Annotated in this window: 17 protein-coding genes and 1 pseudogene; 8 read left to right on the forward strand and 10 right to left on the reverse strand. The window is 70.2% G+C overall.

Going from position 1 to position 23,810, the window contains the following annotated elements:
• Positions 1-84: 84 nt before the first annotated feature.
• On the reverse strand, positions 85-1,629 hold the full coding sequence (locus OHU89_RS32775; protein WP_405648288.1) for an alpha/beta hydrolase: 1,545 nt from the start codon (positions 1,627-1,629) through the stop codon (positions 85-87).
• 116 nt (positions 1,630-1,745) lie between these two features.
• Entirely contained in the window at positions 1,746-4,448 is a 2,703-nt protein-coding gene (locus tag OHU89_RS32780) for a lysylphosphatidylglycerol synthase domain-containing protein (RefSeq protein ID WP_405648290.1), read from the reverse strand.
• Positions 4,449-4,634: 186 nt separating this feature from the next.
• On the opposite strand from OHU89_RS32780, the gene OHU89_RS32785 reads away from it, so the two are divergent.
• The 5 genes from OHU89_RS32785 (at position 4,635) to nudC (ending at position 14,815) form a co-directional block, all read left to right on the forward strand.
• Positions 4,635-5,000: an MGMT family protein gene (locus OHU89_RS32785; RefSeq protein ID WP_266888333.1), complete on the forward strand. Its 366-nt coding sequence runs from the start codon at positions 4,635-4,637 to the stop codon at positions 4,998-5,000.
• A gap of 275 nt (positions 5,001-5,275) precedes the next feature.
• Complete coding sequence (locus OHU89_RS32790) at positions 5,276-8,665, forward strand: ATP-dependent helicase (RefSeq protein WP_405648292.1); 3,390 nt, start codon at positions 5,276-5,278, stop codon at positions 8,663-8,665.
• A gap of 116 nt (positions 8,666-8,781) precedes the next feature.
• Positions 8,782-12,297: a UvrD-helicase domain-containing protein gene (locus OHU89_RS32795; protein WP_405648294.1), complete on the forward strand. Its 3,516-nt coding sequence runs from the start codon at positions 8,782-8,784 to the stop codon at positions 12,295-12,297.
• Between the two features lie 10 nt (positions 12,298-12,307).
• Complete coding sequence (locus OHU89_RS32800) at positions 12,308-13,720, forward strand: dipeptidase (RefSeq protein WP_405648296.1); 1,413 nt, start codon at positions 12,308-12,310, stop codon at positions 13,718-13,720.
• Positions 13,721-13,873: 153 nt separating this feature from the next.
• Positions 13,874-14,815 carry an NAD(+) diphosphatase gene (nudC, locus tag OHU89_RS32805; RefSeq protein WP_405648297.1) on the forward strand — a complete coding sequence of 314 codons (942 nt, stop codon included), beginning with the start codon at positions 13,874-13,876 and terminating at the stop codon, positions 14,813-14,815.
• Positions 14,816-14,873: 58 nt separating this feature from the next.
• Here the strand turns inward: nudC and OHU89_RS32810 are convergent.
• Positions 14,874-14,970 (reverse strand): annotated as a pseudogene (locus OHU89_RS32810) (NrdH-redoxin); the annotation flags it as partial.
• Positions 14,971-15,022: 52 nt separating this feature from the next.
• Between OHU89_RS32810 and OHU89_RS32815 the strand changes: the two are divergent.
• Positions 15,023-16,723 (forward strand): recombinase family protein, encoded by a 1,701-nt coding sequence (locus OHU89_RS32815; RefSeq protein ID WP_405648300.1) that lies wholly within the window; start codon positions 15,023-15,025, stop codon positions 16,721-16,723.
• 54 nt (positions 16,724-16,777) lie between these two features.
• On the opposite strand, the gene OHU89_RS32820 is transcribed toward OHU89_RS32815, so the two are convergent.
• The gene (locus OHU89_RS32820) at positions 16,778-17,395 is read right to left on the reverse strand and encodes a helix-turn-helix domain-containing protein (protein ID WP_307713521.1); all 618 of its coding nucleotides are present in this window, start codon (positions 17,393-17,395) and stop codon (positions 16,778-16,780) included.
• A 209-nt stretch (positions 17,396-17,604) separates the two neighbouring features.
• Positions 17,605-17,940, reverse strand: coding sequence for a hypothetical protein (locus OHU89_RS32825; protein ID WP_405648303.1), 336 nt, complete (start codon positions 17,938-17,940; stop codon positions 17,605-17,607).
• A gap of 166 nt (positions 17,941-18,106) precedes the next feature.
• On the opposite strand from OHU89_RS32825, the gene OHU89_RS32830 reads away from it, so the two are divergent.
• Positions 18,107-18,691, forward strand: coding sequence for a recombinase family protein (locus OHU89_RS32830; protein ID WP_405648306.1), 585 nt, complete (start codon positions 18,107-18,109; stop codon positions 18,689-18,691).
• 224 nt (positions 18,692-18,915) lie between these two features.
• On the opposite strand, the gene OHU89_RS32835 is transcribed toward OHU89_RS32830, so the two are convergent.
• From OHU89_RS32835 to OHU89_RS32855, 5 genes are all read right to left on the reverse strand, one after another.
• Positions 18,916-19,122: a hypothetical protein gene (locus OHU89_RS32835; RefSeq protein WP_405648308.1), complete on the reverse strand. Its 207-nt coding sequence runs from the start codon at positions 19,120-19,122 to the stop codon at positions 18,916-18,918.
• Between the two features lie 281 nt (positions 19,123-19,403).
• The gene (locus OHU89_RS32840; protein ID WP_405654757.1) at positions 19,404-20,252 is read right to left on the reverse strand and encodes a helix-turn-helix domain-containing protein; all 849 of its coding nucleotides are present in this window, start codon (positions 20,250-20,252) and stop codon (positions 19,404-19,406) included.
• A complete protein-coding gene (locus OHU89_RS32845) occupies positions 20,234-20,743 on the reverse strand; it encodes a DUF6879 family protein (protein ID WP_405648310.1) in 510 nt (169 codons plus the stop codon). The genes OHU89_RS32840 and OHU89_RS32845 overlap by 19 nt, the downstream gene beginning before the upstream one ends.
• Positions 20,730-20,945 carry a hypothetical protein gene (locus tag OHU89_RS32850; RefSeq protein WP_405648312.1) on the reverse strand — a complete coding sequence of 72 codons (216 nt, stop codon included), beginning with the start codon at positions 20,943-20,945 and terminating at the stop codon, positions 20,730-20,732. Before OHU89_RS32850 ends, OHU89_RS32845 begins: the two co-directional genes overlap by 14 nt.
• A gap of 155 nt (positions 20,946-21,100) precedes the next feature.
• Entirely contained in the window at positions 21,101-21,358 is a 258-nt protein-coding gene (locus OHU89_RS32855) for a mycoredoxin (protein WP_405648314.1), read from the reverse strand.
• A gap of 184 nt (positions 21,359-21,542) precedes the next feature.
• Here OHU89_RS32855 and OHU89_RS32860 point away from each other — a divergent pair, with 184 nt between their 5' ends.
• A complete protein-coding gene (locus OHU89_RS32860; protein ID WP_405648316.1) occupies positions 21,543-23,741 on the forward strand; it encodes an ATP-dependent DNA helicase UvrD2 in 2,199 nt (732 codons plus the stop codon).
• Positions 23,742-23,810: the final 69 nt, after the last annotated feature.

Below are 23,810 nucleotides of genomic sequence, written 5' to 3' on the forward strand. Positions count from 1 at the left end.
TCATGCCATGGTAGGCGGCCCGCATCACAGCTGCGCATGCCTGTGGATAACGCTCTGACCTGCTGGTTTTGCGGAATCCTCGCGTCAGGAGCAGACCGTCCCCGCCGTGGGTACCTTCCCGTCCAGCAGATAGCCGTTCACCGCGCTCTGCACACACTTGTTCTTGCTGTCGTACGCGCCGTGCCCCTGCCCCTTGTACGTCAGCCCCACGCCCACGCCCTCGCCCAGCGCGGCCACCATCTTCCGCGCCCCCTCGTACGGCGTGGCCGGGTCGCCGGTGTTGCCGATGACGAGGATCGGCGCCGAGCCGGCCGCGCTCACGTCGGGGTGTCCGGCGGCGCCCGCGACGGCCCAGTCGGTGCAGCTGACCATGCCCCATGCCAGGTAGTCGCCGAAGATCGGGGAGGCGGACCGGAACTCGGGCAGCTTCCGCTCCACGTAGTCCTCGGTGTAACGGGGCTTGTCGTCGGCACAGTTGATGGCGATGTTGGCCGCGCTGAGGTTGCTGTACTCGCCGTCCTCGTTGCGCCCGTTCATGGAGTCGGCCAGCAGCATCAGCACCCGGCCGTCCCCGTCGTACGCCTGCTCCAGGCCCTCGGTGAGGTACTCCCAGAAGTCCTGCGAGTACAGCGACTGGGCGATTCCGCTGGTCGCCGCGGTCTGGGTCAGCTTGCGCAGGCCGACACCGGGGATCGGTGTGCTGTCGAGGTCCTTCAGCAGCTTGGCGATACGGGCCTTGACGTCCTGTGCGCTGTCGCCGACGGGGCAGTCCTCGGTCTGCGACACACAGTTCTCGGCGAAGTTGTCGAGCGCGAGCTGGAAGCCCTTGGTCTGCCCGAGGGAGCCCTGCTCCGAGTCCTCGGTCGGGTCGACGACCGCGTCGAAGACGGCGCGGCCCACCTTCCTGGGGAACAGATGGGCGTAGACGCCGCCGAGTTCGGTGCCGTACGAGATGCCGAAGTAGTGCAGTTGTTCGTCGCCGAGGATCTGGCGCATCAGGTCCATGTCGCGGGCCGCGTCGGTGGTGCGCACATGGGAGAGCACCTTCTCGGAGTTGTCCTCGCAGGCCGCGTTGAACTCCTTTGTGTTGTCCAGGAGCTTGGTGCGCTCGGCCGCGTCGTCAGGGGTCGCGTCCTGCTGGAAGTACGCATCGAGCTGAAGGTCGTTGAGGCACTCCACGGGTTCGCTGCGGCCCACCCCGCGCGGGTCGAAGCTCACCAGGTCGTAGCGGGTGCGCAGTTTCGCGTAGTCCTCGCCGAAGGCGGGCAGCGTGGTGACGCCCGAGCCGCCGGGGCCGCCGAAGTTGAAGATCAGGGAGCCGATCCGCTTGCTCTCGTCGCCGCTGGCCTTCGCCCGGATCAGCGCGAGCCCGATCTTGTCGCCCTTGGGCTCGTCCCAGTCGAGCGGCGCCTTCAGGGTGGCGCACTGCCACTCGTCGCCGTTCGGCAGAGGTGACGGGGCGTCACCACCGCCCTCCGCCGCGTTCGGTGCCGGGCAGTCCTTCCAGCTCAGCTTCTGGGCTGTGACGTCCTGGTCCTCGGAGTCGTCGCCGCAGCCCGCCAGCAGGGTGGACAGCAGGACGGCGGAGACGGTCAGGGCAGCGACGCGCAGGCGGGGAGGGTTCGGCATGATCCCATCCTGCGGTCGGGCACCCCGGGCCGCTCGGGGCACGGGCCGTACGAGGTACGCGCGCGCCGGTCGTACGAGGCACGCGTACGTGGCTGACGTACGACGTACGCGCGTGCCTACAGCGCGCCCTTGCGGGACAGGTGGTTGAAGGCCAGCCAGCCCGGCAGCACCGGGATCCACAGGGTCAGCAGCCGGAACAGCAGCACGGCCGGGGCGGCGACCTCGCTTTCGAGGCCCACGGCGATGAGGCCGACGGTCAGGGTCGCCTCGACCGCGCCCACACCGCCCGGTGTCGGGGCCGCCGAGCCGAGCGCGTTGCCGGCGAGGAAGACGACGGCGACGCTGGCGATGCTGATCGAGGAGCCCTCGGTGCCGAAGGCCCGGATCGAGGCGTCCAGGCACATCACGAAGCAGGCGGTCAGCAGGAGCATGCCGCCGATGCCGGTGAGGAGCTTCTGCGGCCGCTGGAGCACGTCGAGCATGCGCGGGATGACGCCCGCGAAGAGCGACCGCACGCGCGTGACGACGAACTTCCGCAGGAACGGCACGGAGGTGACGACGAGCACGAGCACCGCCACCGTCAGCAGACCCGCGATGACCGTCCGGGACGGCGACAGCGAAGGTGTCTTCTCGGTGCCGGTCAGATAGCCGAAGGACAGCAGCATCAGGATGTGGCAGCCGAGCCCGAACAGCTGCGAGGCGCCGACACTGGCCACCGCGAGCCCGGGCCGCACCCCTTGGCGTTGCAGGAAGCGCGTGTTGAGAGCGACACCGCCCACCGCGGCCGGCGCGACGATCTTCACGAACGACCCGGCGACCTGCGCCCCCACGGTCCGCATGAACGGCACCCGCTCGGGCACGAATCCCAGCAGCGACATCGCCGCCGCGAAGTAGCTCGCCGCCGAGAACAGCACGGCCGCGGCGACCCAGCCCCACTCGGCGTTCTGGATGAGCGGGCCGAACTCGATGTGGGTGAGCTGCGTCAGCAGGAAGTACGCGCCGATGGCACCGGCGATGAAGCTGATCAGGGTGCGCGGCCGCACCCGCTCCAGGCGGGCCGGCTCGACCGGCGCCTGCGGCCTGATCAGCAGCACGGCGTGGCGGATCTGAGTGAGCAGGTCCTCCTCGCGGGCCTCGTCCAGCGCCTCGTCGATGGCCCGCTTCTCGGCCCGCGCCTCCGCGCGTACAGCCTTCTTGTCGGGCTTCTCGAGTACGGGTCTGGCGTCTTCCTGCGTTTCCTCGAGTCTGGCCTGCTTGGCCTGCCGGGACGCCTCCAGGATCGCGTCGCGCTCGCGCTGGGCGCGTTCCCGGGCCAGTGTGCGCAGCGTCGCGCGCGTGGAGCGACTGAGGGCGATGGGCTGGAGCATCGGCAGACAGTCGGCCACGGCGTCGGGGCCGAGCACGCTCACCGCCGCGGCCACCGCGCGCTCGGCGCCCACCCGCAGGCCGAGCGTCACCAGCAGCTGGGAGATGTCCATGCGCAGCAGCAGGTCGCCGGCCGCGATCTCGCCGACGCGCAGATCGGTGAGGATCACCGTGCCGGAACGATCCACCAGAATCGCGTCGCCCACGAGGCGCCGGTGGGCGATGCGCCGGGACTGCAGGGCCCGCACCTGGTGCCAGGTGTCCCGGAGCAGGTCGTCGGTGATGTCCTCGTCCGGCAGCGAGTCGAGGGTGCGACCGCCGGTGTGCTCGTAGACGAGCATCACGGCGTCGGGGCCGAGTTCGGAGGTCGCGATGAGCTTGGGGGCGTTGGCGCCGGCCGCGATGGCCGCGTAGGCGAGCAGGGCCTCCTGCTCCAGGGCCTGGCGCAGCGACGGGAGGCTGCTGCGGGTGGCGAAGCCGCGCAGGGTCAGATTGCGCCACGCGCGGTAGAAGAAGCCCTGCGCCTGCTGCTCCCGGTCGACCACCGTCACGTCCAGCGGTGGACCGTCCTCCAAGGTGACGAAGTAGCGCCGGCCGCGGTCGCCGGTCTCCGGCGTCTCCGCGACCTCCTCGCGGGCCGCGCTCACCGGATGGAAGCCGACGTGCCGAAGGCCCGCCATCAGCGTCCGCCCGGTGGGCTGGACGTTGGGCGAGCCGACCGCGTACAGCGTGCCGTAGGCCACGGTCCAGCCGATCAGCACCGTCAGGATGATCGAGAACGGTGTGGTGTAGCCGGTGACGAGCATCGAGAAGGCGTCGAGCATCAGCACGATCCACAGCACCGCGCGCCAGCGCGGCCGGCGGGACATGCCGACCGCCGTCATGTACGCGATGACCGGCGCGAGATAGCCGTGCACCGGGTCGGTGAGGGCGTGGATGTCACCGGGGGAGGGCTGGGTGAGCGCCTCCTGGATCGAGTCGGGAGCGGCCTTGGCGACCCACAGGTCGGTGGCGAGGGTCACTCCGTGCGCCAGGACCGCCGCGAGCACGCCGTCCGCGATGCGCAGCCCGTCGCGCTTGATCAGCCGCTCGATCGCGAAGGCGACCGGCACCAGCAGGATCGCGATGCTGGAAGCCAGGCCGGCGATCTTGATGAGCAGGTCGGGCGCCTGCCCCGTGCCCTTGTTGATGTCCTGTTCGAGACCGGAGGTGGTGCCGTGCGCGAACGCGGCGATCGCCAGCAGGATCACCACCGCCAGCACGCCGACGAGGAGCCGCATGAGGTCCGACGGACGGTGCACGCGCGCGGGGAGGAGGGGCTCGTCGCCCTCGACCTCGTCGCTGTGCGTCTCGTCCTCGAACTCGACCGCCGCCTCTTCCTCACTGGTGCCCGGGCGCGACGAAGCGTCAGAGGTGCTCTCCGCGCCCTCCGGGTGCACGCCCTGTTGCTTCATCGTCTCTTCTTGATCTCGTATCACCGGTCACCGCCCGCACGATGGTGGCATGCCCCACCGACACACGGGGGCATCAGGGTGCAAACGCGGGGGCGCACAGTCTGCCCGAAGCGCCGCCCGGGGGCGAGGGATACGCACGGTGGTCAGCGCGTCACATTGTCGGTGGGGTGGGGCAGGATGGGGCGGATGAGCGACGAGAGCCTTCCGCGCGACGCCCTGCCGGAGTACGCCGAGCGCGTCCTGGAAGTGGCGGAACTCATCCCGCCCGGGCGCGTCATGACGTACGGCGACGTGGCCGAGTGGCTGGAGGAGGGCGGGCCGCGTCAGGTCGGCCGGGTGATGGCCCTCTACGGGGGAGCCGTCCCGTGGTGGCGGGTCGTCCGCTCGGACGGCGTGCTGCTCCCGGGCCACGAGCTGCGGGCGCTCGACCACTACCGCGCGGAGGGCACCCCGCTGAAGACGGCGAGCAGGGCCGCCGAGGGCCACCTGCCGCGCCTCGACATGAAACGGGCGCGATGGGACGGCGGCGAACGCGCGGAGGGTCACACCTGACAGCTTCCGCCATCGGACGGGTCCAGGGGCGGCCTGTGATCCGTACGGGGGAAACGGGCGAAAGCGGGCACGTCCGTGGCATGCCGTACGTTCGTGGGGCGAGGGACACAGGTGTCGCGAGCGCCGTGAGTGTCGTACGGGAAGAAGCGGAAGACCTGCTTCCGATCTCTCCGTCGGCGTAGCGTCGACTGCACGCGTCCCCCTCATCCCGCGATCACCGCCCTGCACGTACGGCGGACGCCCGACCAGCACACCCACCAGGACCGGCGAACCACGTGAGCTCCTCTTCCTTCACCAGGCGCCTGCCGCACCCTCAGGTGCGGCAGGGGAGCCGTGGCGCTTACCGACTGGTGCGTACCCCGCCGACCCGCGTGGACCCCCCTCGTCTGGACGCCGCACAGCGCTCCGTGGTTGAGCACAGGGCCGGTCCGCTGCTCGTCCTCGCAGGTCCGGGCACCGGCAAGACCACCACGCTCGTGGAGTCCGTGGCGGCCAGGATCGCCCGCGGCGGTGACCCCGCGCGCGTGCTGGTGCTGACGTTCAGCCGCAAGGCCGCCGTCGAACTGCGCGACCGCATGGCCTTGCGCATAGGGGCCGCCCGCGCGCCCCGGGCGACCACCTTCCACTCGTTCTGCTACGCCCTGGTCCGCGCCCACCAGGACAGCGACCTGTTCGTGGAGCCGCTCAGGCTGCTGTCCGGCCCCGAGCAGGACGTCGCCGTACGCGGACTGCTCGCCGGCCAGCCCGACCTGGAGCGGCTCGGCCTCGCGCATGTGCGCTGGCCGGACGAGCTGCGTGCCTGCCTGACCACCCGCGGTTTCGCCGACGAGGTCCGCGCGGTGCTCGCCCGCAGCCGCGAACTGGGCCTGGGCCCGGGCGCCCTGGACGCCTTCGCCCGCGGCATCGGCCGCCCCGACTGGCGGGCCGCGGCCGCCTTCCTCGCCGAGTACCTCGACGTCCTCGACCTGCAGGGCGTCCTCGACTACGCAGAGCTGGTCCACCGCGCGGTGCTCCTCGCCCACCGCCCCGAGGTCGCCGGGCGGCTCGCCACGCAGTACGACGCCGTGTTCGTGGACGAGTACCAGGACACGGACCCGGCCCAGGTACGGCTGCTGCACGCCCTCGCCGGCGGCGGCCGCAACCTCGTCGCCTTCGGCGACCCCGACCAGTCGATCTACGCGTTCCGGGGCGCCGACGTGAACGGCATCCTGGACTTCCCGCAGGCCTTCCCGCGCGCGGACGGCCGCCCGGCGCCCGTCGAGGTCCTGCGCACCTCCCGCCGCTCCGGTGACGCCCTGCTGAGCGCGACCCGGCTGCTGACCCAGCGGATGCCGCTGACCCGGCTCCCGGCGGCGAAGGCACGCGCCCACCGCGAGCTCGCCCCGGTCCGGGAGGGCGGCCGCGTCGAGGTCTTCACGTACCCGACGCCCGGCACGGAACTGGACAACATCGCCGACATCCTGCGGCGGGCGCACCTGGAGGACGGCGTCCCGTGGGGCGAGATGGCCGTACTGGTGCGCGCGGGGTCACGCACCATCCCGACGGTCCGTCGAGCCCTGACGTCGGCCGGGGTACCCCTCGACATCGACGGCGACGATCTGCCACTGCGGCACGAACCGGCGGTGGCGCCGCTGCTGACGGCGTTGCGGGCGGTGGCCACGGCGGAGGCCTCGGCGCGCCCCGACGAGGAGGCTCCTCCGGGGGAGACCTCTACCGGGGAGGTGTCCGCTGAGCAGGCCTCCACCGAAGAGGCACCTGTCGAAGAGGCACCTGTCGAAGAGCAGACCCCCTGCTGGCTCGACACCGAGACCGCCCTCACCCTCCTCGCCTCCCCCCTCGCCGGCATGGACGCCGCCGACCTGCGCCGCCTCGGGCGGGCCCTGCGCGACGAGGAGCGGGCGGCCGGCAACCCGCTGCCACCGCCCTCGGACGAGCTGCTCGCGCGGGCGCTCGCCGAGCCGGAGCGGCTTGCCGTGCACGACCCCGCGTACGCGCGCGGCGCCCAGCGGCTGGGCGCACTGCTGCGCAAGGCCCGTGAGCGACTCGCGGGCGGCGGCAGCGCCGAGGCGGCGCTCTGGGACCTGTGGGAGGGAACACCGTGGCCCACGCGCCTGGAGCGTGCCGCCCGGCGCGGCGGTGCGGCCGGCCGCAACGCCGACCGTGACCTGGACGCCGTGTGCGCGCTGTTCGCGACCGCGACCCGCGCGGAGGAGCGCACCGGCGGCCGGGGCGCCCTCAACTTCCTGGAGGAGATCGACGCCGAGGACATCGCCGCCGACACCCTCACACGACGTGCCGTACGTCCTGACGCCGTCCGCCTGATGACCGCGCACCGCTCCAAGGGCCTGGAGTGGCGCCTGGTCGTCGTCGCGGGCGTCCAGGAGGGCCTGTGGCCCGACCTGCGCCGCCGCGGCTCCCTGCTGGAGGCCGACCGGATCGGCCGCGACGGACTCGCCGAACCGCTCACCCCGGGCGCGCTGCTGGCGGAGGAGCGCCGTCTGTTCTACGTCGCCGCCACACGCGCGCGTGAACGTCTGGTCGTCACGGCGGTCAAGGCCCCTGCGGACGACGGCGACCAGCCCTCCCGCTTCCTCACCGAACTCGGCGTCGAACCCAAGGACGTCACCGGCCGCCCGCGCCGCCCCCTGTCCGTCGCCGCGCTCGTCGCCGAACTCCGTGCGACCACCGTCGACCCGCGTGTTTCGGACACTCTCAGGGAGGCCGCCGCCCGCAGGCTGGCCCGGCTCGCCGCGCTCGCCGACGAGGACGGCCGTCCGCTCGTCCCGTCCGCCCACCCCTACCGCTGGTGGGGCATGTTCGAGCCGACCGAGTCCAAGGTGCCGCTGCGCGACCGGGACCAGCCCGTCGTGCTCTCCGGCAGCGCCCTCGACCAGCTCGCCAACACCTGCGCCCTGCAGTGGTTCCTGGGCCGCGAGGTGAAGGCCGACGCGCCCGCCACGGTCGCCCAGGGCTTCGGCAACGTCGTGCACGTCCTCGCCGACGAGGTCGCCTCCGGACACACCCCGGCCGACCTCGCCGTCCTCATGGAGCGCCTCGACTCCGTGTGGAACGCGCTCGCCTTCGACGCGCCCTGGAAGTCGGCGCAGGAGAAGGAGAACGCGCGCGTGGCGCTCGAACGCTTCCTCCAGTGGCACGTCATGGACCGCACCGGACGCACACCGGTCGCCAGCGAGCACGACTTCGACGTCACCCTCGGAGCGGGCGACTACGAGGTGCGCATCCGGGGCCAGATGGACCGCGTCGAGGCGGACGGCGAGGGGCGCGCCTACGTCGTCGATTTCAAGACCGGCAAGCAGACGGTGAGCAAGGCGGAGGTGGAACACCACCCACAGCTCGCCGTCTACCAGCTGGCCGTCCGGGAGGGTGCCGTCGACGAGGCCTTCGACGGGGTCCGTCCGGAGCCGGGCGGCGCGGAACTCGTCCAGCTGCGTCAGGGCGCCGCCAAGCGGGACGGTGGCGAGACGCTGCCCAAGGTGCAGGCACAGGAGCCTCTCGAAGGGGAGTGGGTCGGCGATCTGCTCGCCACGGCCGCCGGCAAGGTCCTCGACGAGCGGTTCACGCCGAGCGCAGGGCAGCACTGCACGCACTGTGCGTTCCGGGCGTCGTGCAGCGCTCGCCCCGAAGGACGTCACGTGGTCGAGTGACCGTACTGGTGTGATCGGTTGCACCACCCGTGCTGACCTGTGCTTCTTCCGGCCCGGATGTGTTCCGGAGGGCGATTCGTCCTCGACTGTCAGTGGGCGCCGCTAGCCTCTCCGACATGGCCGCCCGCATCACCGATCCCGATCAGCTCAAGGAGCTCCTCGGTATCCCGTTCACCCCGGAGCAGACGGCCTGCATCATCGCGCCGCCCGCACCGCAGGTGATCGTGGCCGGTGCCGGGTCGGGCAAGACCACAGTGATGGCGGCCCGCGTGGTCTGGCTGGTCGCCACCGGCCAGGTCGCCCCCGAGCAGGTCCTCGGCCTCACCTTCACCAACAAGGCCGCCGGCGAACTCGCCGAACGCGTCCGCAAGGCGCTCATCAAGGCGGGCGTCACCGACCCCGACGTCATCGACCCGGACAACCCGCCCGGCGAGCCCGTGATCTCGACGTACCACGCCTTCGCGGGCCGCCTGCTGACCGACCACGGTCTGCGCATCGGGCTGGAGCCGACCTCCCGGCTCCTCGCCGACGCCACCCGCTACCAGCTCGCCGCGCGCGTGCTGCGCGAAGCCCCGGGCCCCTACCCGGCCCTGACCCGCTCCTTCCCGGACCTGGTCGGCGACCTCCTCACCCTCGACGCCGAGCTCGCCGAACACCTCGTACGGCCGGAAGCGCTGCGCGCGTACGACGCCGAGCTGCTGCTCTCCCTCGGGAGCGCCAAACTCACCAACGCCGACCTGCGCAAGGTCCCCGAGGCGGCCGCCGCACGCCGTGAACTGGCCGAGCTGGTGGTCCGCTACCGCGCGGCCAAGCGCGAGCGCGACCTGCTCGACTTCGGTGACCAGATCGCCATGTCCGCCGAGCTCGCCCAGATCGCCGAGGTGGGGCGCATCCTGCGCGACGAGTTCCGGGTGGTGCTGCTCGACGAGTACCAGGACACCTCCGTCGCCCAGCGCGTCCTCCTGGCGGGTCTCTTCGGTGCCGGCACCGGCCACCCGGTGACCGCGGTCGGCGACCCCTGCCAGGCGATCTACGGCTGGCGCGGCGCCTCCGTCGCCAACCTCGACGACTTCCCCGAGCACTTCGCCCACGTCGACGGCCACCTGGCCGCCCGCCAGTCGCTCAGCGAGAACCGCCGCAGCGGCGGCCGCCTCCTCGACCTCGCCAACGGCCTCGCCGAGCCCCTGCGCGCCATGCACGCGGGCGTGGAGGCTCTCCGCCCGGCCCCCGGCGCCGAACGCGACGGCGTGGTGCGCTGCGCCCTGCTGCGCACCCACGCCGAGGAGATCGACTGGATCGCCGACTCGATCGCGCACCTGGTGAACACGGGCAAGGCGCCCGGCGAGATCGCCGTCCTGTGCCGCACGGCGACCGACTTCGCCGAGATCCAGGGCGCGTTGGTCGCCCGGGACATCCCGGTCGAGGTGGTCGGCCTCTCCGGCCTGCTGCACCTGCCCGAGGTCGCCGACCTTGTCGCCGTCTGCGAGGTCCTCCAGGACCCCGGAGCCAACGCCTCCCTGGTCCGTCTGCTGAGCGGCCCCCGCTGGCGCATCGGGCCGCGCGACCTCGCCCTCCTGGGGCGCCGCGCCCGGCGTCTCGTGTCCCACGCACGCGTGGACGGCGAAGACGACCCGGACCGCCGGCTCGCCGAGGCCGTCGAGGGGGTCGACCCGTCCGAGGTGATATCGCTCGCGGACGCCCTGGACACGTTCCTGGAGACACCGTTCGACGGCGACGGGGACGACGACGGGCTGCCCTTCTCACCGGACGCGCGCGTGAGGTTCGCACGCCTGGCCACCGAACTGCGCGACCTGCGCCGCTCCCTGGCCGACCCGCTCATGGACGTCCTGCACCGAGTCCTCGCCGTCACCGGCCTGGAGGTGGAACTGTCGGCGTCCCCGCACGCCCTGGCAGCCCGCCGCCGAGAGACCCTGTCCAACTTCCTGGACATCGCCGCCTCGTTCGCCGCGGGAGACGGCGAGGCGACCCTGCTGGCCTTCCTCGGCTTCCTGCGCACCGCCGCCCAGTACGAGAAGGGCCTCGACAACGCCCTGCCCGGCGGGGAGAACACGGTCAAGGTGCTCACCGCGCACAAGTCCAAGGGCCTGGAGTGGGACGTCGTCGCCGTGCCCGGCCTGGTCACCGGCACCTTCCCCAGCACCCAGGGCCGGGAGAAGTGGACTGCCCAGGGCAAGGTGCTGCCGCACGACCTGCGCGGCGACGCCGACACCCTGCCCGACGTGGAGGCGTGGGACTCCCGCGGTCTGAAGGCCTTCCAGGAGGCCATGAAGGAGCACCAGCACACCGAGGAACTCCGTCTCGGCTACGTCACCTTCACCCGCCCCCGTTCCCTCCTCCTCGGCTCCGGCCACTGGTGGGGGCCCGCCCAGAAGAAGCCCCGCGGCCCGTCCGACTTCCTCCAGGCCCTGTACGAGCACTGCGAGGCCGGCCACGGCGAGATCGAGGCGTGGGCGGACGAGCCCGCCGAGGACGAGGAGAACCCGGCCCTCCACGCGGCCACCGTCGACCAGGTCTGGCCCCTGCCCCTCGACGACACGGCCCTGACCCGCCGTCGCGCCGCCGCCGAGACGGTCCTGGCCCACCTGGAGCGCCTCGCCACCCACGCGGACGGCCACCCCGCCGAGCACGACCCGGAGACGTACAGCGACCCGGACTGGCCGCCACCGGAGGACGACGAGCCTCCCTACGAGGACGAGGTCTTCCCCCACGACTCCGGCGACCCCGGCGACTCGGCCGACTGGGACACATGGACGGCGGACCGCCCGACAGTCCCGCACCAGGCGACGGCACCGGACACCGGCGCGACCGCGCACGCGCGTGCCCACCCGACGGACCCCGATCCGGACAGCGGGCCCGCCCGCCCCCGCCTCACCCCGGAGGAGGCCCGCACCCTCGCCTCCTGGGACCGCGACCTCGACGCCCTCACCGGTGAGCTCCTCCGCGCGCGGGAGGCCGTCACCGACGTACCCCTGCCCGCCTCGCTCACCGCTTCCCAGCTGCTGCGCCTGGCAGCCGACCCGGACGGTTTCGCGCAGGAACTCGCGCGCCCCATGCCGCGCCCCCCACAACCCGCCGCACGCCGAGGCACCCGTTTCCACGCATGGGTGGAGGCTCGCTTCGAGGCGCTGACGCTGCCCATGCTCGAGCCGGAGGAGCTGCCCGGCGGCGACGCCGAGATCGTCGACGAACGTGATCTTGAAGCCCTCAAGGACGCCTTCGAGCGCACCGAGTACGCCCACCGCACGCCCCACCGGGTGGAGGCCCCCTTCCAGCTGGCCATCGCCGGTCGCGTGGTGCGGGGCCGTATCGACGCGGTCTACAAGGAGGGCGACGGCGAGACGGCGACGTACGAGATCGTCGACTGGAAGACCAACCGCGACCGCACCGCCGACCCGCTTCAGCTCGCCCTGTACCGGCTCGCCTGGGCCGAGCAGCAGGGGGTGCCTCTGGAGTCGGTCACGGCCGCCTTCCTGTACGTCCGCAGCGGGGAGATCGACCGGCCGGACGACCTCGCGGACCGGAGCGCGCTGGAGCGGCTGCTGCTGGAGGACCCTTCCGCGCAAGCAAACTGTGAGGAACCGCCCACCGAGGATGTCGGTGCGGGCCGATAGGCTCGTGACCATGAGCCACCCCGTTGACAGTGCCGTCAGCGCCGTCCGTACGTACATCGAGCAGCACCGCACCGCCTTCCTCGGCGACCTCGCCGAGTGGCTGCGCATCCCCTCCGTGTCGGCCCAGCCCGACCACGCGCCCGACGTACGCCGCAGCGCCGACTGGCTCGCCGCCAGACTCCAGGAGACCGGCTTCCCGACCACCGAGGTCTGGGAGACACCTGGCGCCCCCGCCGTCTTCGCGGAGTGGCCCTCCGACGTCCCCGGTGCGCCCACGGTCCTCGTCTACGGCCACCACGACGTGCAGCCCGCAGCCCTGGAGGACGGCTGGGACAGCGAGCCCTTCGAACCCGTCGTCCGCGAGAACCGGCTCTACGCGCGCGGGGCGGCCGACGACAAGGGCCAGGTGTTCTTCCACACACTCGGCGTCCGCGCCCACCTCGCCGCGACCGGCCGCAGCACGCCCGCCGTGAACCTCAAGCTGCTGATCGAGGGCGAGGAGGAGTCCGGCTCGCCGCACTTCCGTGCCCTTGTCGAGGAGCGCGCGGAGCGGCTCGCCGCCGACGCCGTGATCGTCTCCGACACCGGCATGTGGGCCGAGGACACCCCGACCGTCTGCACCGGCATGCGCGGTCTCGCCGAGTGCGAGATCCGGCTCCACGGCCCCGACCAGGACATCCACTCCGGTTCCTTCGGCGGCGCCGTGCCCAACCCGGCGACCGCCGCCGCCCGCCTGGTCGCCGCCCTGCACGACGAGGACGCACGCGTGGCCGTCCCCGGCTTCTACGACGGCATCGTCGAACTGACCGACCGCGAGCGCGAACTCTTCGCCGAGCTGCCCTTCGACGAGCAGCAATGGCTGCACACGGCCAAGTCGTACGCCACTCGGGGCGAGGCCGGCCACACCACCCTGGAGCGCATCTGGGCCCGCCCCACCGCCGAGGTCAACGGCATCGGCGGCGGCTACCAGGGCCCAGGCAACAAGACGATCATCCCGTCCTCAGCGATGGTGAAGCTGTCCTTCCGCCTCGTCGCCGGACAGGACCCCGATCACATCGAGAAGGCCGTCCGCGCGTGGGTGGCCGAGCAGGTGCCCGCCGGGATCCGCTGCGAGATCACGTTCGGCGCGGCCACGCGCCCGTGTCTGACCCCGCTGGACCACCCGGCCCTGCAGTCCGTCGTCCGCGCCATGGGCCGCGCCTTCGAGAAGCCCGTCCGCTTCACCCGCGAGGGCGGCTCCGGGCCGGCCGCCGACCTCCAGGAAGTTCTCGGCGCCCCCGTGCTCTTCCTTGGTATCTCCGTCCCCTCCGACGCCTGGCACGCGCCGAACGAGAAGGTCGAGCTCGACCTGCTCCTCAAGGGCGTCGAGACCACCGCGTACCTGTGGGGAGACCTCGCTGAGCACTGGCGGCATGCGCCCTGATCATCCCGAGGTGTCCGGATCGGCATGGAGCGCGGGGCAGACTGGAAGAGCTGTCCCGTACCGCCGAACACCGGACGCGGTCGCCTCCCGCCGTACGTCCCGCCGCACCGCCCGCCGAAAAAATCCGTTCCACCGGGGGAGTTGGAAGTACCCGTGACCACCTGGACCGACCACACCGCCGATCGACCCATCTCGCTCACCGCCCCCAGCGGCATCGACCGGGCCGCCCACCACCGGCTCGACGAGGCCTGGCTCGCGGCGGCGTGGAGCCACCCCACGACCCGCTGCTTCGTGGTGTCCGGCGGTCAGGTCCTCGTCGACGAGACGGCCGACGGCCGTACCGAACTCCTCATGACGCCCGCCTTCGAGGCTCCGCTCACCGAGGCACACCGCTACTTCCTCGGCATCGACGAGGAGGGCGTCAGCTACTTCGCCCTCCAGAAGGACGCCCTGCCCGGCCGCATCGACCAGTCCGCGCGCCCGGCGGGCCTGCGCGAGGCGGGCCTGCTGCTGTCGCCGCGCGAGGCGGGCCTGATGGTGCACGCGGTCGGTCTGGAGAACTGGCAGCGCACCCACCGCTTCTGCTCCCGCTGCGGCGAGCGCACGGTCATCGCCGCGGCCGGCCACATCCGCCGCTGCCAGGCCTGTGGCGCCGAGCACTACCCGCGCACCGACCCCGCCGTGATCATGGCCGTCACCGACGAGGACGACCGCATCCTGCTGGGCCGCCAGGTCCACTGGCCCGAGGGCCGCTTCTCGACGCTGGCCGGCTTCGTCGAGCCCGGCGAGTCCATCGAGCAGGCCGTGCGCCGCGAGGTCTTCGAGGAGGCCGGCATCAGCGTCGGTCAGGTCGAGTACATCGCCAGCCAGCCCTGGCCGTTCCCGTCCAGCCTCATGCTCGGCTTCCTGGCCCGCGCCACCTCCATCGAGATCAACGTCGACGGCGACGAGATCGGCGAGGCCCGCTGGTTCTCCCGCGACGAACTGGGCGCCGCCTTCGACTCCGGCGAGGTCCTGCCGCCCTACGGCATCTCGATCGCGGCCCGCCTGATCGAGCTCTGGTACGGAAAGCCGCTGCCGACGCGCGGCGTCTGACAACGCAGTGGGGCGGCTCCCGGTCGGGAGCCGCCCCACTTGCGTGTACGTAGGTCGCTTACGCGGCGATCTTCTGCTTCACCTGGGCCAGCGACGGGTTCGTCAGCGTCGAACCGCCGGGCGAACAGCACGGTCGGCACGGTCTGTAGACTTCCCGCTACGTGAGGGCGGCCAGGGAGGGCCGCCCCTTGTGGGGGAGGGAAGAGCGTGAGCGAGAAGCCCAGGGCTCTTGGCGTGGTCCGTCTGTCCGTCGGCAACGAGAACCAGACGGGGGAGGAGACGCAACGCACCCGCATCAGCAAGCGTGCGGACGCGGAGGAAATGGAGTTGGTCGACTTCGCCGTCGACATCGACGTGTCGGCGTCCATCTCGCCGTGGGTACGCCCATCCCTGGGCGACTGGCTCAACAACAAGAAGCACCAGTTCGACCACATCATCATCCTGAAGATCGACCGCATCGCGCGGTCGGTCCGCCACCTCTCGGACATCATCGAATGGTGCGAGGCGAACGGTAAGGGCCTCATCTCCTGTGAGGAGGGATTCGACCTCTCGAAGCCGTGGGGCAAGACGATCGCCAAGATCCTGGCTGTGGTCGCAGAGGCCGAACTGGACGCCATCAAGGCCCGTAACAAGGCTTCCCGGGAGACCATGCGGAAGACCGGCCGCTGGCCGGGTGGCCTTGTCCCGTTCGGACGCAGAGCGGTGAAGGGCGACGGAGGCTTCACCCTGGAACTCGACCCCGAGTACGGCCCGACGCTGATCGAGATGATCCGGCGCTTCATCGAGAAGCCGAGCTTCTCGGCCGTTGCCGACTGGCTGAACGAGCAAGGCGTACCCACGGCTCAGGACATCGCTCGTATCCGCGCGGCGGCAGGCGAGAGCACAACTCGACTGGCGGACCCGAAGCCTCGGGGAGCCAGGTGGACGCCGACCACAGCGCAAGCCGTACTGACCAGCCGCTCTCTGCTCGGGGAGTACGTACGTGCCAATGGTGCCGTTGTCCGTAACGACGACGGCACACCCGTCACGCGCTCTGAGCCGGTACTGAACGAGGAGGAGTGGACGAAGCTGTCGGAAGCCGTCGCCTCGGTCAAGTACAAGAAGCAGAAGGGCTCTACGTCGCCGACGGTGGGCGTGACGTTCTGCCTGTTGTGCGGAAGCGCCCTTTACTTCGTGAAGGGCGACCCGGCCAAGGGCAAGCGCGAGCGGTACCGCTGTCACGGCAACAAGAGCAAGGGCATCCAGGCATGCCCGAAGCAGAGGTTCTGGGCCGAAGACCTCTACCTCTGGCTGGAGTCGACCCTGTTGGGCGAGATCGGCCACTTGGAACGGATGGAGTCGAAGACGACCATCGACGACAGCCGTGCGGCGAAGCTCGCCGTGATCGACGGCAAGATGAACCAGCTCCTGAAGGAACTCCAGCAGGATGAGCTCAGCGCCGTCGCGTACGCCTCGCAAGTCGCCAGCCTTGCCCAGGACCGGGAGAAGGTCACGAGCCAGGAGGGGCCGAAGCCGGTGACCGTATGGACGGGTACGGGCGAGGGCTACGCGGAGTGGTGGGAGCGGTCGAGCGTCGACGAACGGCGCGAGTGGCTGAAGAAGCACAAGGTCAAGGCGTACTTCGGACATGACGTCCTGGCCATCGATCCCGGCGACCTGATCGAGAACATCAAGCAGCAGGGCATCACGTACTGGGATGTGCCCTCCAAGTCTTCTCAGGTGCTCTCACCGATCACGCCGATCTCGTTGCCGGGCAAGCCGTACGAGAAGCCGAAGGCGCTTACGTGTGTGGAGTGGGAGATCGTCAGCCGCTGGGAGGACTTCGAAGCGGAACGGGAAGCGCAGCGGGCGAAGGCCGAGGAGGAAGCCAAGGGAGCAGAGGGAACCGAGATGGTTCCCTCTGCCTGATGCAGGCTGAGTAACCGAGGAAGGCCCCCGACCTGGGGGCCTTCTGTCTTGCGATCAGAAGGGCGGCGGCTCGTGCCCTGCTTCTTGAAGCCGGTCGGTCAAGCCGTCGTAGTCGAAGTCCACCGGCGAGGGAGCTGCGTACGCGTCTCCGAACCAGCGTCGACGCTGTTCCTCTTGCCTGGCCTTGCCAAGATCTACGAAGGACAAGGTGGGGGCCGAAGGCCCCCCAAGGGAGCCAGCCCCTTCGTCTTCCTGCTGGGGGCCGCTCACGCGGCCCACCTTCGCCGGCTGCTTGCGCCCTTCGTCTTCGCCCTGTCGGCCCCCTACGGGGGGCCGCTCTTCGCCTACCGGCTTGCTCTTCGCCGCTGGCTCCTCACTCCTGCCGCCGTCGCTCTTGAAGGTATGTAGGTTGTATGGCTCCTCAGCCATACCCCCCTGCTTCGGCAAGGTGAGTCGGTAGATCACTGGACCATCCGGCACCTTGCCGGTCTTCGTGAGCCAGCCAGCCTTACGCAGCCTGCCCACGATCTTGTTGACCGTCTGCTCCGGGGCCTTCCCGCCGTAGCCGAGTTCCTTGGCGATCGTCCCGTTCGACGGGCACACGTTCTCGCCTGTCTCGTAGTCCGCGTACAACGCCATGGCGACGCCGACCAGCTTCTCTGCGTGCTTCATGTTCGAGCGCACCAGCGCACGACGCCATACGTGCTCCTGTATCGCGGGCTTCCCTTCTCCGAAGACTCAACAAGGACTCCGAAATCTACAGGTCTCCAGGAACAAAAGCGCAGGTCATCGCATGTGAGGCGCCTCTCAGGCGGACCCCAGAACCGTGGCAGGATTTGGGCCGCCAAGACACGGCGGTCGAGCAAGGCCCTTTCAGGGGGTCATACCCCACCCTCTTGCCTACGCGGTAGCTGGGAACGTTCGAGTACTTGGCGCAACTGCCCAAGGGTGGGCGCACCTGCGAGTCCATCCGGGGTGCGATACATCCGGCACGTCAGGCCGGGCGCGCTACCGGGATCGGCGAAGGGGTCACGGCCATCGAGCAAGAACGTCGGGGAGCCAGTGAAGCCGACCCTTTCCGCTTCTCGTTGGTCATCGATCACCCGCGTGACAGGTGAGACGTCGTGCAAGTCGAGATCGTCAAGCGCTTGCCGCAGCAGTGCAGCGGCCGGTCCCTCGTTGGGGCAGTCCGGTACGACAAGGAGTTCGATGTCCATGCTTCAAGGATCCACCATCGCAACGCAGTACAGCGTCTCGAAAACCAAGGTTTGTGAGACGAGACGGCAAGCGCCCCAGGAGGGGGCGCGGCCCTGTTCAAAACCCGTCTCGAAACTTCCGTCTCAGGCTTGACGTATTGAGACGAGTTCTGAGACAGTCCCGATCATGACGACGAACACGATCACTGGTCATCTCATCGGTTACGCCCGCGTCTCCACCGATGACCAGGAAGCGCAGTTGCAGCGCGACGCACTGACGGCCACAGGCTGCGCCCGGATCTTCGAGGACAAGGCATCGGGCAAGAACACCGACCGGGCAGAGCTGCGGGCAGCGCTCGACTACGCCCGCCCCGGGGACACCCTGTGCGTGTGGAAGCTTGACCGCTTCGCCCGTTCCCTCATCGACCTGGTGACCATGGTCGACACCCTTCGAGAGCGCGGCATCGGGTTCAAGGTGCTCACGGGTGCACTGGCCAACATCGACCCTGGTACGGCCGATGGCCGTCTCATGCTTCAGGTGGTCGGAGCCATGGCGGAGTTCGAGCGCAGCCTCATCAAGGAGCGCACCCGCGCAGGACTGGACGCAGCAAAGGCACAGGGGCGTACTGGCGGACGGCCGACCGTGGTCGATGAGGACGCGCTCACCGTGGCCCGCGCCAGGAAGGCGAAGGGCGAGAGCGTGAGCGCCATCGCCAAGGCTCTCGGGATCTCCCGAGCCACCCTCTACCGCCACCTTGGAGAGAGCGCCTGAGACAGGCGCACAGCGCCTTCCGGCAGTGCCCTCGGCTCACGCCGGGGGTCGCTGTCATACGTGTCTGACGCCGTCTGACAGGCGTAACGATGCCTTCCCTTGCCGACCACTGGGGGAGTCGACAGAGGCAGGCACAGGGGGTGCAGGTCGCTCGAACCGCTCCCCCCTCCGGCGCACCTCGGTCGTGATGCTCGCCGTCCCTCAGCGCGCCGGGGGCCTGTCCCTCACTCTTCCCGGACCACCATCGCGAACGATGTGCAGATCCGTCGGAAGCCCCTGTGCCCGCTCCGGCCTGTGTGGCTCATGCACTCCACGTCGACCGCCGCGCCCTCCGTCGAGGGCGTGGCCATCCACTTGCAGTGAAGGCACTTCGCTTCGAAGGTCACGTCAGTGTCCGGGTGCTCCGTGATCCTGTGCTTCACATACCGCATGACGGAGCGCACCATCACTCGGCCCCGTGGTCTTCCCGCAGGTGCGTACGGAGTACGACGTTCGCATCTGACGCCTTCGAGTAGTCCCCAACCGATCGGGCGTTGGTTCGAGTCACCGCGATACCGAGGCACTCGCGGCAGCCTGCCACGGGGTCCGGCTCCCGGGCTGGAGCTGTCACGTGCACTGGCTCCGCCATCGTCGTCTTCGGTGTGCTCATCCTGTACGGCCTCCCCGTCTGGATCTCGCCGCGATCCATCCTTGGGGCTCCAGCGAAGCGGCCCTACGTTCTTTCCTGTTGAGGCAAGAACTCGTCTCGGATGCTCTCGACCAGGGCGCGCATGTCATCGCCGAAGAGCGCCACGTCGGCGAACCGCTCGAAGGTGTCGACGTACGTCTGTATGTCCCTGGGGTCCCGTGTCGTGATCTCCGAGTGGAACGTCTCGACGATCACAAGCCGGTCATCGTGGATGCTGAAGCACGTCATGGGGAAGTCCGGCATCCGACCAGTCAGGGGCACCACCCCAACGGTCACGTTGGGAAGGCGGGACAGGGACACGAGCCGATCAAGTTGTACTGCCATCACGACTGGCTCACAGATCAGCCACCGTAGGACGTGCTCACAGATCACGAAGTAGAACGACCGGCCGTCTTCGTAGAGCGTCGCCTGCCGCTCCATCCTCGCTGCCACCGTCCGAGCCCTGGTCTCGTCCGGCAAAGCTGGGGGCAGGGAGAACACCGCCGTGGCGTACTCCGGTGTCTGGAGGAGTCCGGGGATGAGTTGCCCCTGAAACAGCCTGAGAGCGGCTGTGTTGGCCTCGATGGCCTTGATGGTGTTCTGGTGCTTCCACGGGCCCATACGGCGCAGCAGGCGCCACGCTGTGGCCTCGGTGACCTCGGCTCGGGCAGTTGCGAGGAACTGTTCCTTCACTGCGTCCGAGACGCCGAACGCGGACAGGATCAGGTCGACGTCCTGAACGGTGGGCAGGGTCCGGCCGTTCTCGATCTTCGAGAGCTTCCCTGCGGACATGGAAGCCCTGCGGGCTACAGCGTCACCGGTCAGTCCCGATGCTTCCCGCAGTGCCCGCAGGGCTCTCCCGATCGACTCCGTGGTCAGTGATGCCGCTCCCAGTAGGCCGCGAACGGCACGGCGTGGGTGAGCGCCAGGTCGCGGTAACCCTGGTACTCCCTCAGCCGGTCGGTAGACAGGAGTTCACCGCCGATGAACTTGCCCTCGGGGGTGTAGTGCATGCGGTACACGTCACGGTCGTCGAAGAGCCAGAAGTCGTGATCGGGCAGGCCGGTCACCTCCTGCTCGGCAAGATCGATGATCCCGATGGACTCCCCGGCCTTGATGTTGCCGGGGTAAGCCGACAGCTCGTAACGCAGGTAGTCAGTCAGAGGGGAGCGCAGGACATGAACGCGGGACACGCTCTTGCCCTTGTCGGTCATCGAGCGCACCCATGGGTTGTCGCTCCACTCCGGGCCCAAGTCCTCACCCGCGAGGAACCGAGCGATCTCCTCCCGCTCCTCCTCCACGTCATACACGTCGAGCGTCTCCAGCCGGAACGCGGTCCGCTCGAAGGTCTCGAAGAGACGGCCGAACTCCTCACCGCTGAGCACGGAAGAACTCCTCAAGTACGGCGGCCGGGACCATGACGGCCGTCTCTCCCTCGGGAAGGTCGAGCTGTGCCAGCCGCTCAGGGTCGGTGATCACGTAACCCTGTACCACGTAGTCGTTGCCATCATCCGTACCCCACAGCGTCGGGCACGTGCCGTTCTTGCACTCCGGGTCTCCCGACAGCTTCCGCAGCGGTGTGCCCACGGCTTCCCCCTCAGGTCGACAGTCCTTGTCGCGTTCGATGCTTCTGGCCTTCGGCCAGCACGGTCAAGATCCCCGGCTTTCCAAAACGGGAAAGTCCCCGGAGCGCGCAAACCCCGATCAGCTCCAGGCCGATCGGGGGTTGCGTATCGCGGGGATCAGACGCCGAGCGCCTGCTTCACCTGGGCAAGGCTCGGGTTCGTCATCACGACCTCGGTGCCACCGCTGGAGGGAACTACCTGAACCGTCGGAACCGTCTGGTTTCCGCCATTCGCCTTCTCGACGAACACCGCGGACGCCGGGTCCTGCTCGATGTTGATCTCGGTGTACGCGATGCCCTCGCGGTCCATCTGCTTCTTCAGCCGCTGGCAGTAGCCGCACCACGTGGTGCTGTACATCGTCACAGTGCCCTGCATGTCTCGCGCGCTCCTCTGGTGGCTCGGGGACGAGGTTGGTCCACACGGTGGAACGTATGCGACCGGAGCGCCATTCCCGACCGCGCTGCCCGGCCAGGTGACGCCTGCCGCATTAGTACGACTGCGAGCCCCTGCCTGTGGACAACCGGCACAGCCGTCCCCGCCGACCTGGCAGCATGGCGGTGTGACAGCAGCAACGCACTCCACCCTTTTCCCGCAGGTCCCGGACACGGCCGACGCGGTGCTCGAAGGGCTCGATCCCGAGCAGCGCGAAGTGGCCTTGGCGCTGCACGGGCCGGTGTGCGTGCTGGCGGGCGCCGGTACGGGCAAGACGCGGGCGATCACCCACCGCATCGCCTACGGAGTGCGCGCCGGCATCCTGCAGCCCTCCAGCGTGCTGGCCGTCACCTTCACCAACCGCGCCGCCGGTGAGATGCGCGGCCGGCTCCGCCAGCTCGGTGCCGCCGGGGTCCAGGCCCGCACCTTCCACTCGGCCGCCCTGCGCCAGCTCCAGTACTTCTGGCCGAAAGCGGTCGGCGGTTCCATGCCCCGGCTCGTCGACCGCAAGATCCAGCTCGTCGTCGACGCGGCCGCCGCCTGCCGTATCCGCCTCGACCGGGGCGAGCTGCGGGACGTCACCGCCGAGATCGAGTGGTCCAAGGTCACCCAGACCGTCCCCGGCGACTACGCCCTCGCGGCCGCGAAGGCGGGCCGGGACGTCCCCCGCAACCCCGCCGAGGTCGCCCAGCTCTACGCCGCCTACGAGGACCTCAAGCGCGAGCGCGGCGTCATCGACTTCGAGGACGTCCTGCTGCTGACGGTGGCCGTCCTCCAGGACCGGCACGACATCGCCGACCAGGTCCGCGCCCAGTACCAGCACTTCGTCGTCGACGAGTACCAGGACGTCAGCCCCCTCCAGCAGCGCCTGCTGGAGCTGTGGCTCGGCGACCGGGACAACCTCTGCGTGGTCGGCGACGCCAGCCAGACGATCTACTCGTTCACGGGAGCAACTCCCGACCACCTTCTCGACTTCCGCACCCGCCACCCCGGTGCCACCGTCGTCAAGCTGGTCCGCGACTACCGCTCCACCCCCCAGGTCGTCCATCTCGCCAACGGCCTGCTCGCCCAGGCCAGCGGCCGCGCCGCCGATCACCGCCTGGAGCTGATCTCGCAGCGCGCCCCCGGCCCCGAGCCCGTCTACACCGAGTACACCGACGAGCCCGCCGAGGCCGAGGGCGCCGCCCGCCGCATCCGCGAACTGATGGCCGCCGGTGTCCCGGCCGCCGAGATCGCCGTCCTCTTCCGTACGAACGCCCAGTCCGAGACGTACGAACAGGCTCTCGCCGACGCGGGTGTCCCCTATCAGCTGCGCGGCGCCGAACGGTTCTTCGACCGACCTGAGGTGCGCAAGGCCGGCATCGCGCTGCGCGCCGCCTCCCGCTTCGGCGGCAACGACGCCCTCCTGGACGATGCCCCCGACCTGCCCTCCGAGGTGCGTGCCGTGCTCTCCGGAGAGGGCTGGACCACTGAGCCCCCGGCAGGGTCCGGCGCGGTCAGAGAGCGCTGGGAGTCGCTGGCCGCCCTGGTGAACCTGGCGCAGGACTTCGCCGCGGCCAGATCCGGCGCCACCCTCGCCGACCTCGTCGCGGAACTGGACGAGCGGGCGGGCGCCCAACACGCCCCGACCGTCCAGGGCGTCACCCTCGCCTCTCTCCACTCGGCCAAGGGCCTGGAGTGGGACGTCGTCTTCCTGGTCGGGGTCGCCGAGGGCATGATGCCGATCACCTACGCAAAGACCGACGAGCAGATCGAGGAGGAGCGCCGTCTCCTCTATGTCGGTGTCACCCGTGCCCGGGAGCACCTCCATGTCTCCTGGGCGCTGTCCCGCTCGCCCGGCGGACGCCCCAATCGCCGCCCCAGCCGCTTCCTCGACGGGCTGCGCCCCGGCTCGACCGGTGCCGCCGCGCGCGCCGCCGCCGGTGGCCCCGGCGGCGTGGAGCGCGGCTTCACGAGCGGTACGGCCGGTGCCGTGCCCAGGCGGACCCAGCGCACCCCGGCCCGCTGCCGGGCCTGCGGGCGCACTCTCACCGACGCCGGCGAGATGAAGCTGATGCGGTGCGAGGACTGTCCCTCCGACATGGACGAGGGCCTCTACGAGCGGTTGCGCGAGTGGCGGGCGGAGCAGGCGAGCCGGAGCGGACAGCCCGCGTTCTGCGTCTTCACCGACAAGACACTGATGGCGATCGCCGAGGCCGTCCCCGACGACGAGGGTGAGCTCGCGCGGATCCCCGGGGTCGGCGTCCGCAAGTTCAACCGTTTCGGAGCCGATGTGCTGGCGATCTGCGCAGGCCAGGAGCCCGGGGCGGAAGAAGCGGGGAACTGATCCGAACTCGTCGAAAAAATAGTTTGCGCATGCCCCGGCAATCCCCATAGGTTCTTAGCCACGGGAACG

It is taken from the genome of Streptomyces sp. NBC_00019, from assembly GCF_045041015.1.
Taxonomy (GTDB): Bacteria; Actinomycetota; Actinomycetes; order Streptomycetales; family Streptomycetaceae; genus Streptomyces.

Excerpts from the sequence above, each read along its gene's own strand:
- OHU89_RS32775 (WP_405648288.1), bottom strand. The coding sequence starts at position 1,629 with ATGCCGAACCCTCCCCGCCTGCGCGTCGCTGCCCTGACCGTCTCCGCC.
- OHU89_RS32780 (WP_405648290.1), bottom strand. The coding sequence starts at position 4,448 with ATGAAGCAACAGGGCGTGCACCCGGAGGGCGCGGAGAGCACCTCTGAC.
- OHU89_RS32785 (WP_266888333.1), top strand. The coding sequence starts at position 4,635 with ATGAGCGACGAGAGCCTTCCGCGCGACGCCCTGCCGGAGTACGCCGAG.
- OHU89_RS32795 (WP_405648294.1), top strand. The coding sequence starts at position 8,782 with ATGGCCGCCCGCATCACCGATCCCGATCAGCTCAAGGAGCTCCTCGGT.
- OHU89_RS32800 (WP_405648296.1), top strand. The coding sequence starts at position 12,308 with ATGAGCCACCCCGTTGACAGTGCCGTCAGCGCCGTCCGTACGTACATC.
- OHU89_RS32820 (WP_307713521.1), bottom strand. The coding sequence starts at position 17,395 with ATGAAGCACGCAGAGAAGCTGGTCGGCGTCGCCATGGCGTTGTACGCG.
- OHU89_RS32825 (WP_405648303.1), bottom strand. The coding sequence starts at position 17,940 with ATGGACATCGAACTCCTTGTCGTACCGGACTGCCCCAACGAGGGACCG.
- OHU89_RS32830 (WP_405648306.1), top strand. The coding sequence starts at position 18,107 with ATGACGACGAACACGATCACTGGTCATCTCATCGGTTACGCCCGCGTC.
- OHU89_RS32835 (WP_405648308.1), bottom strand. The coding sequence starts at position 19,122 with ATGCGGTATGTGAAGCACAGGATCACGGAGCACCCGGACACTGACGTG.
- OHU89_RS32855 (WP_405648314.1), bottom strand. The coding sequence starts at position 21,358 with ATGCAGGGCACTGTGACGATGTACAGCACCACGTGGTGCGGCTACTGC.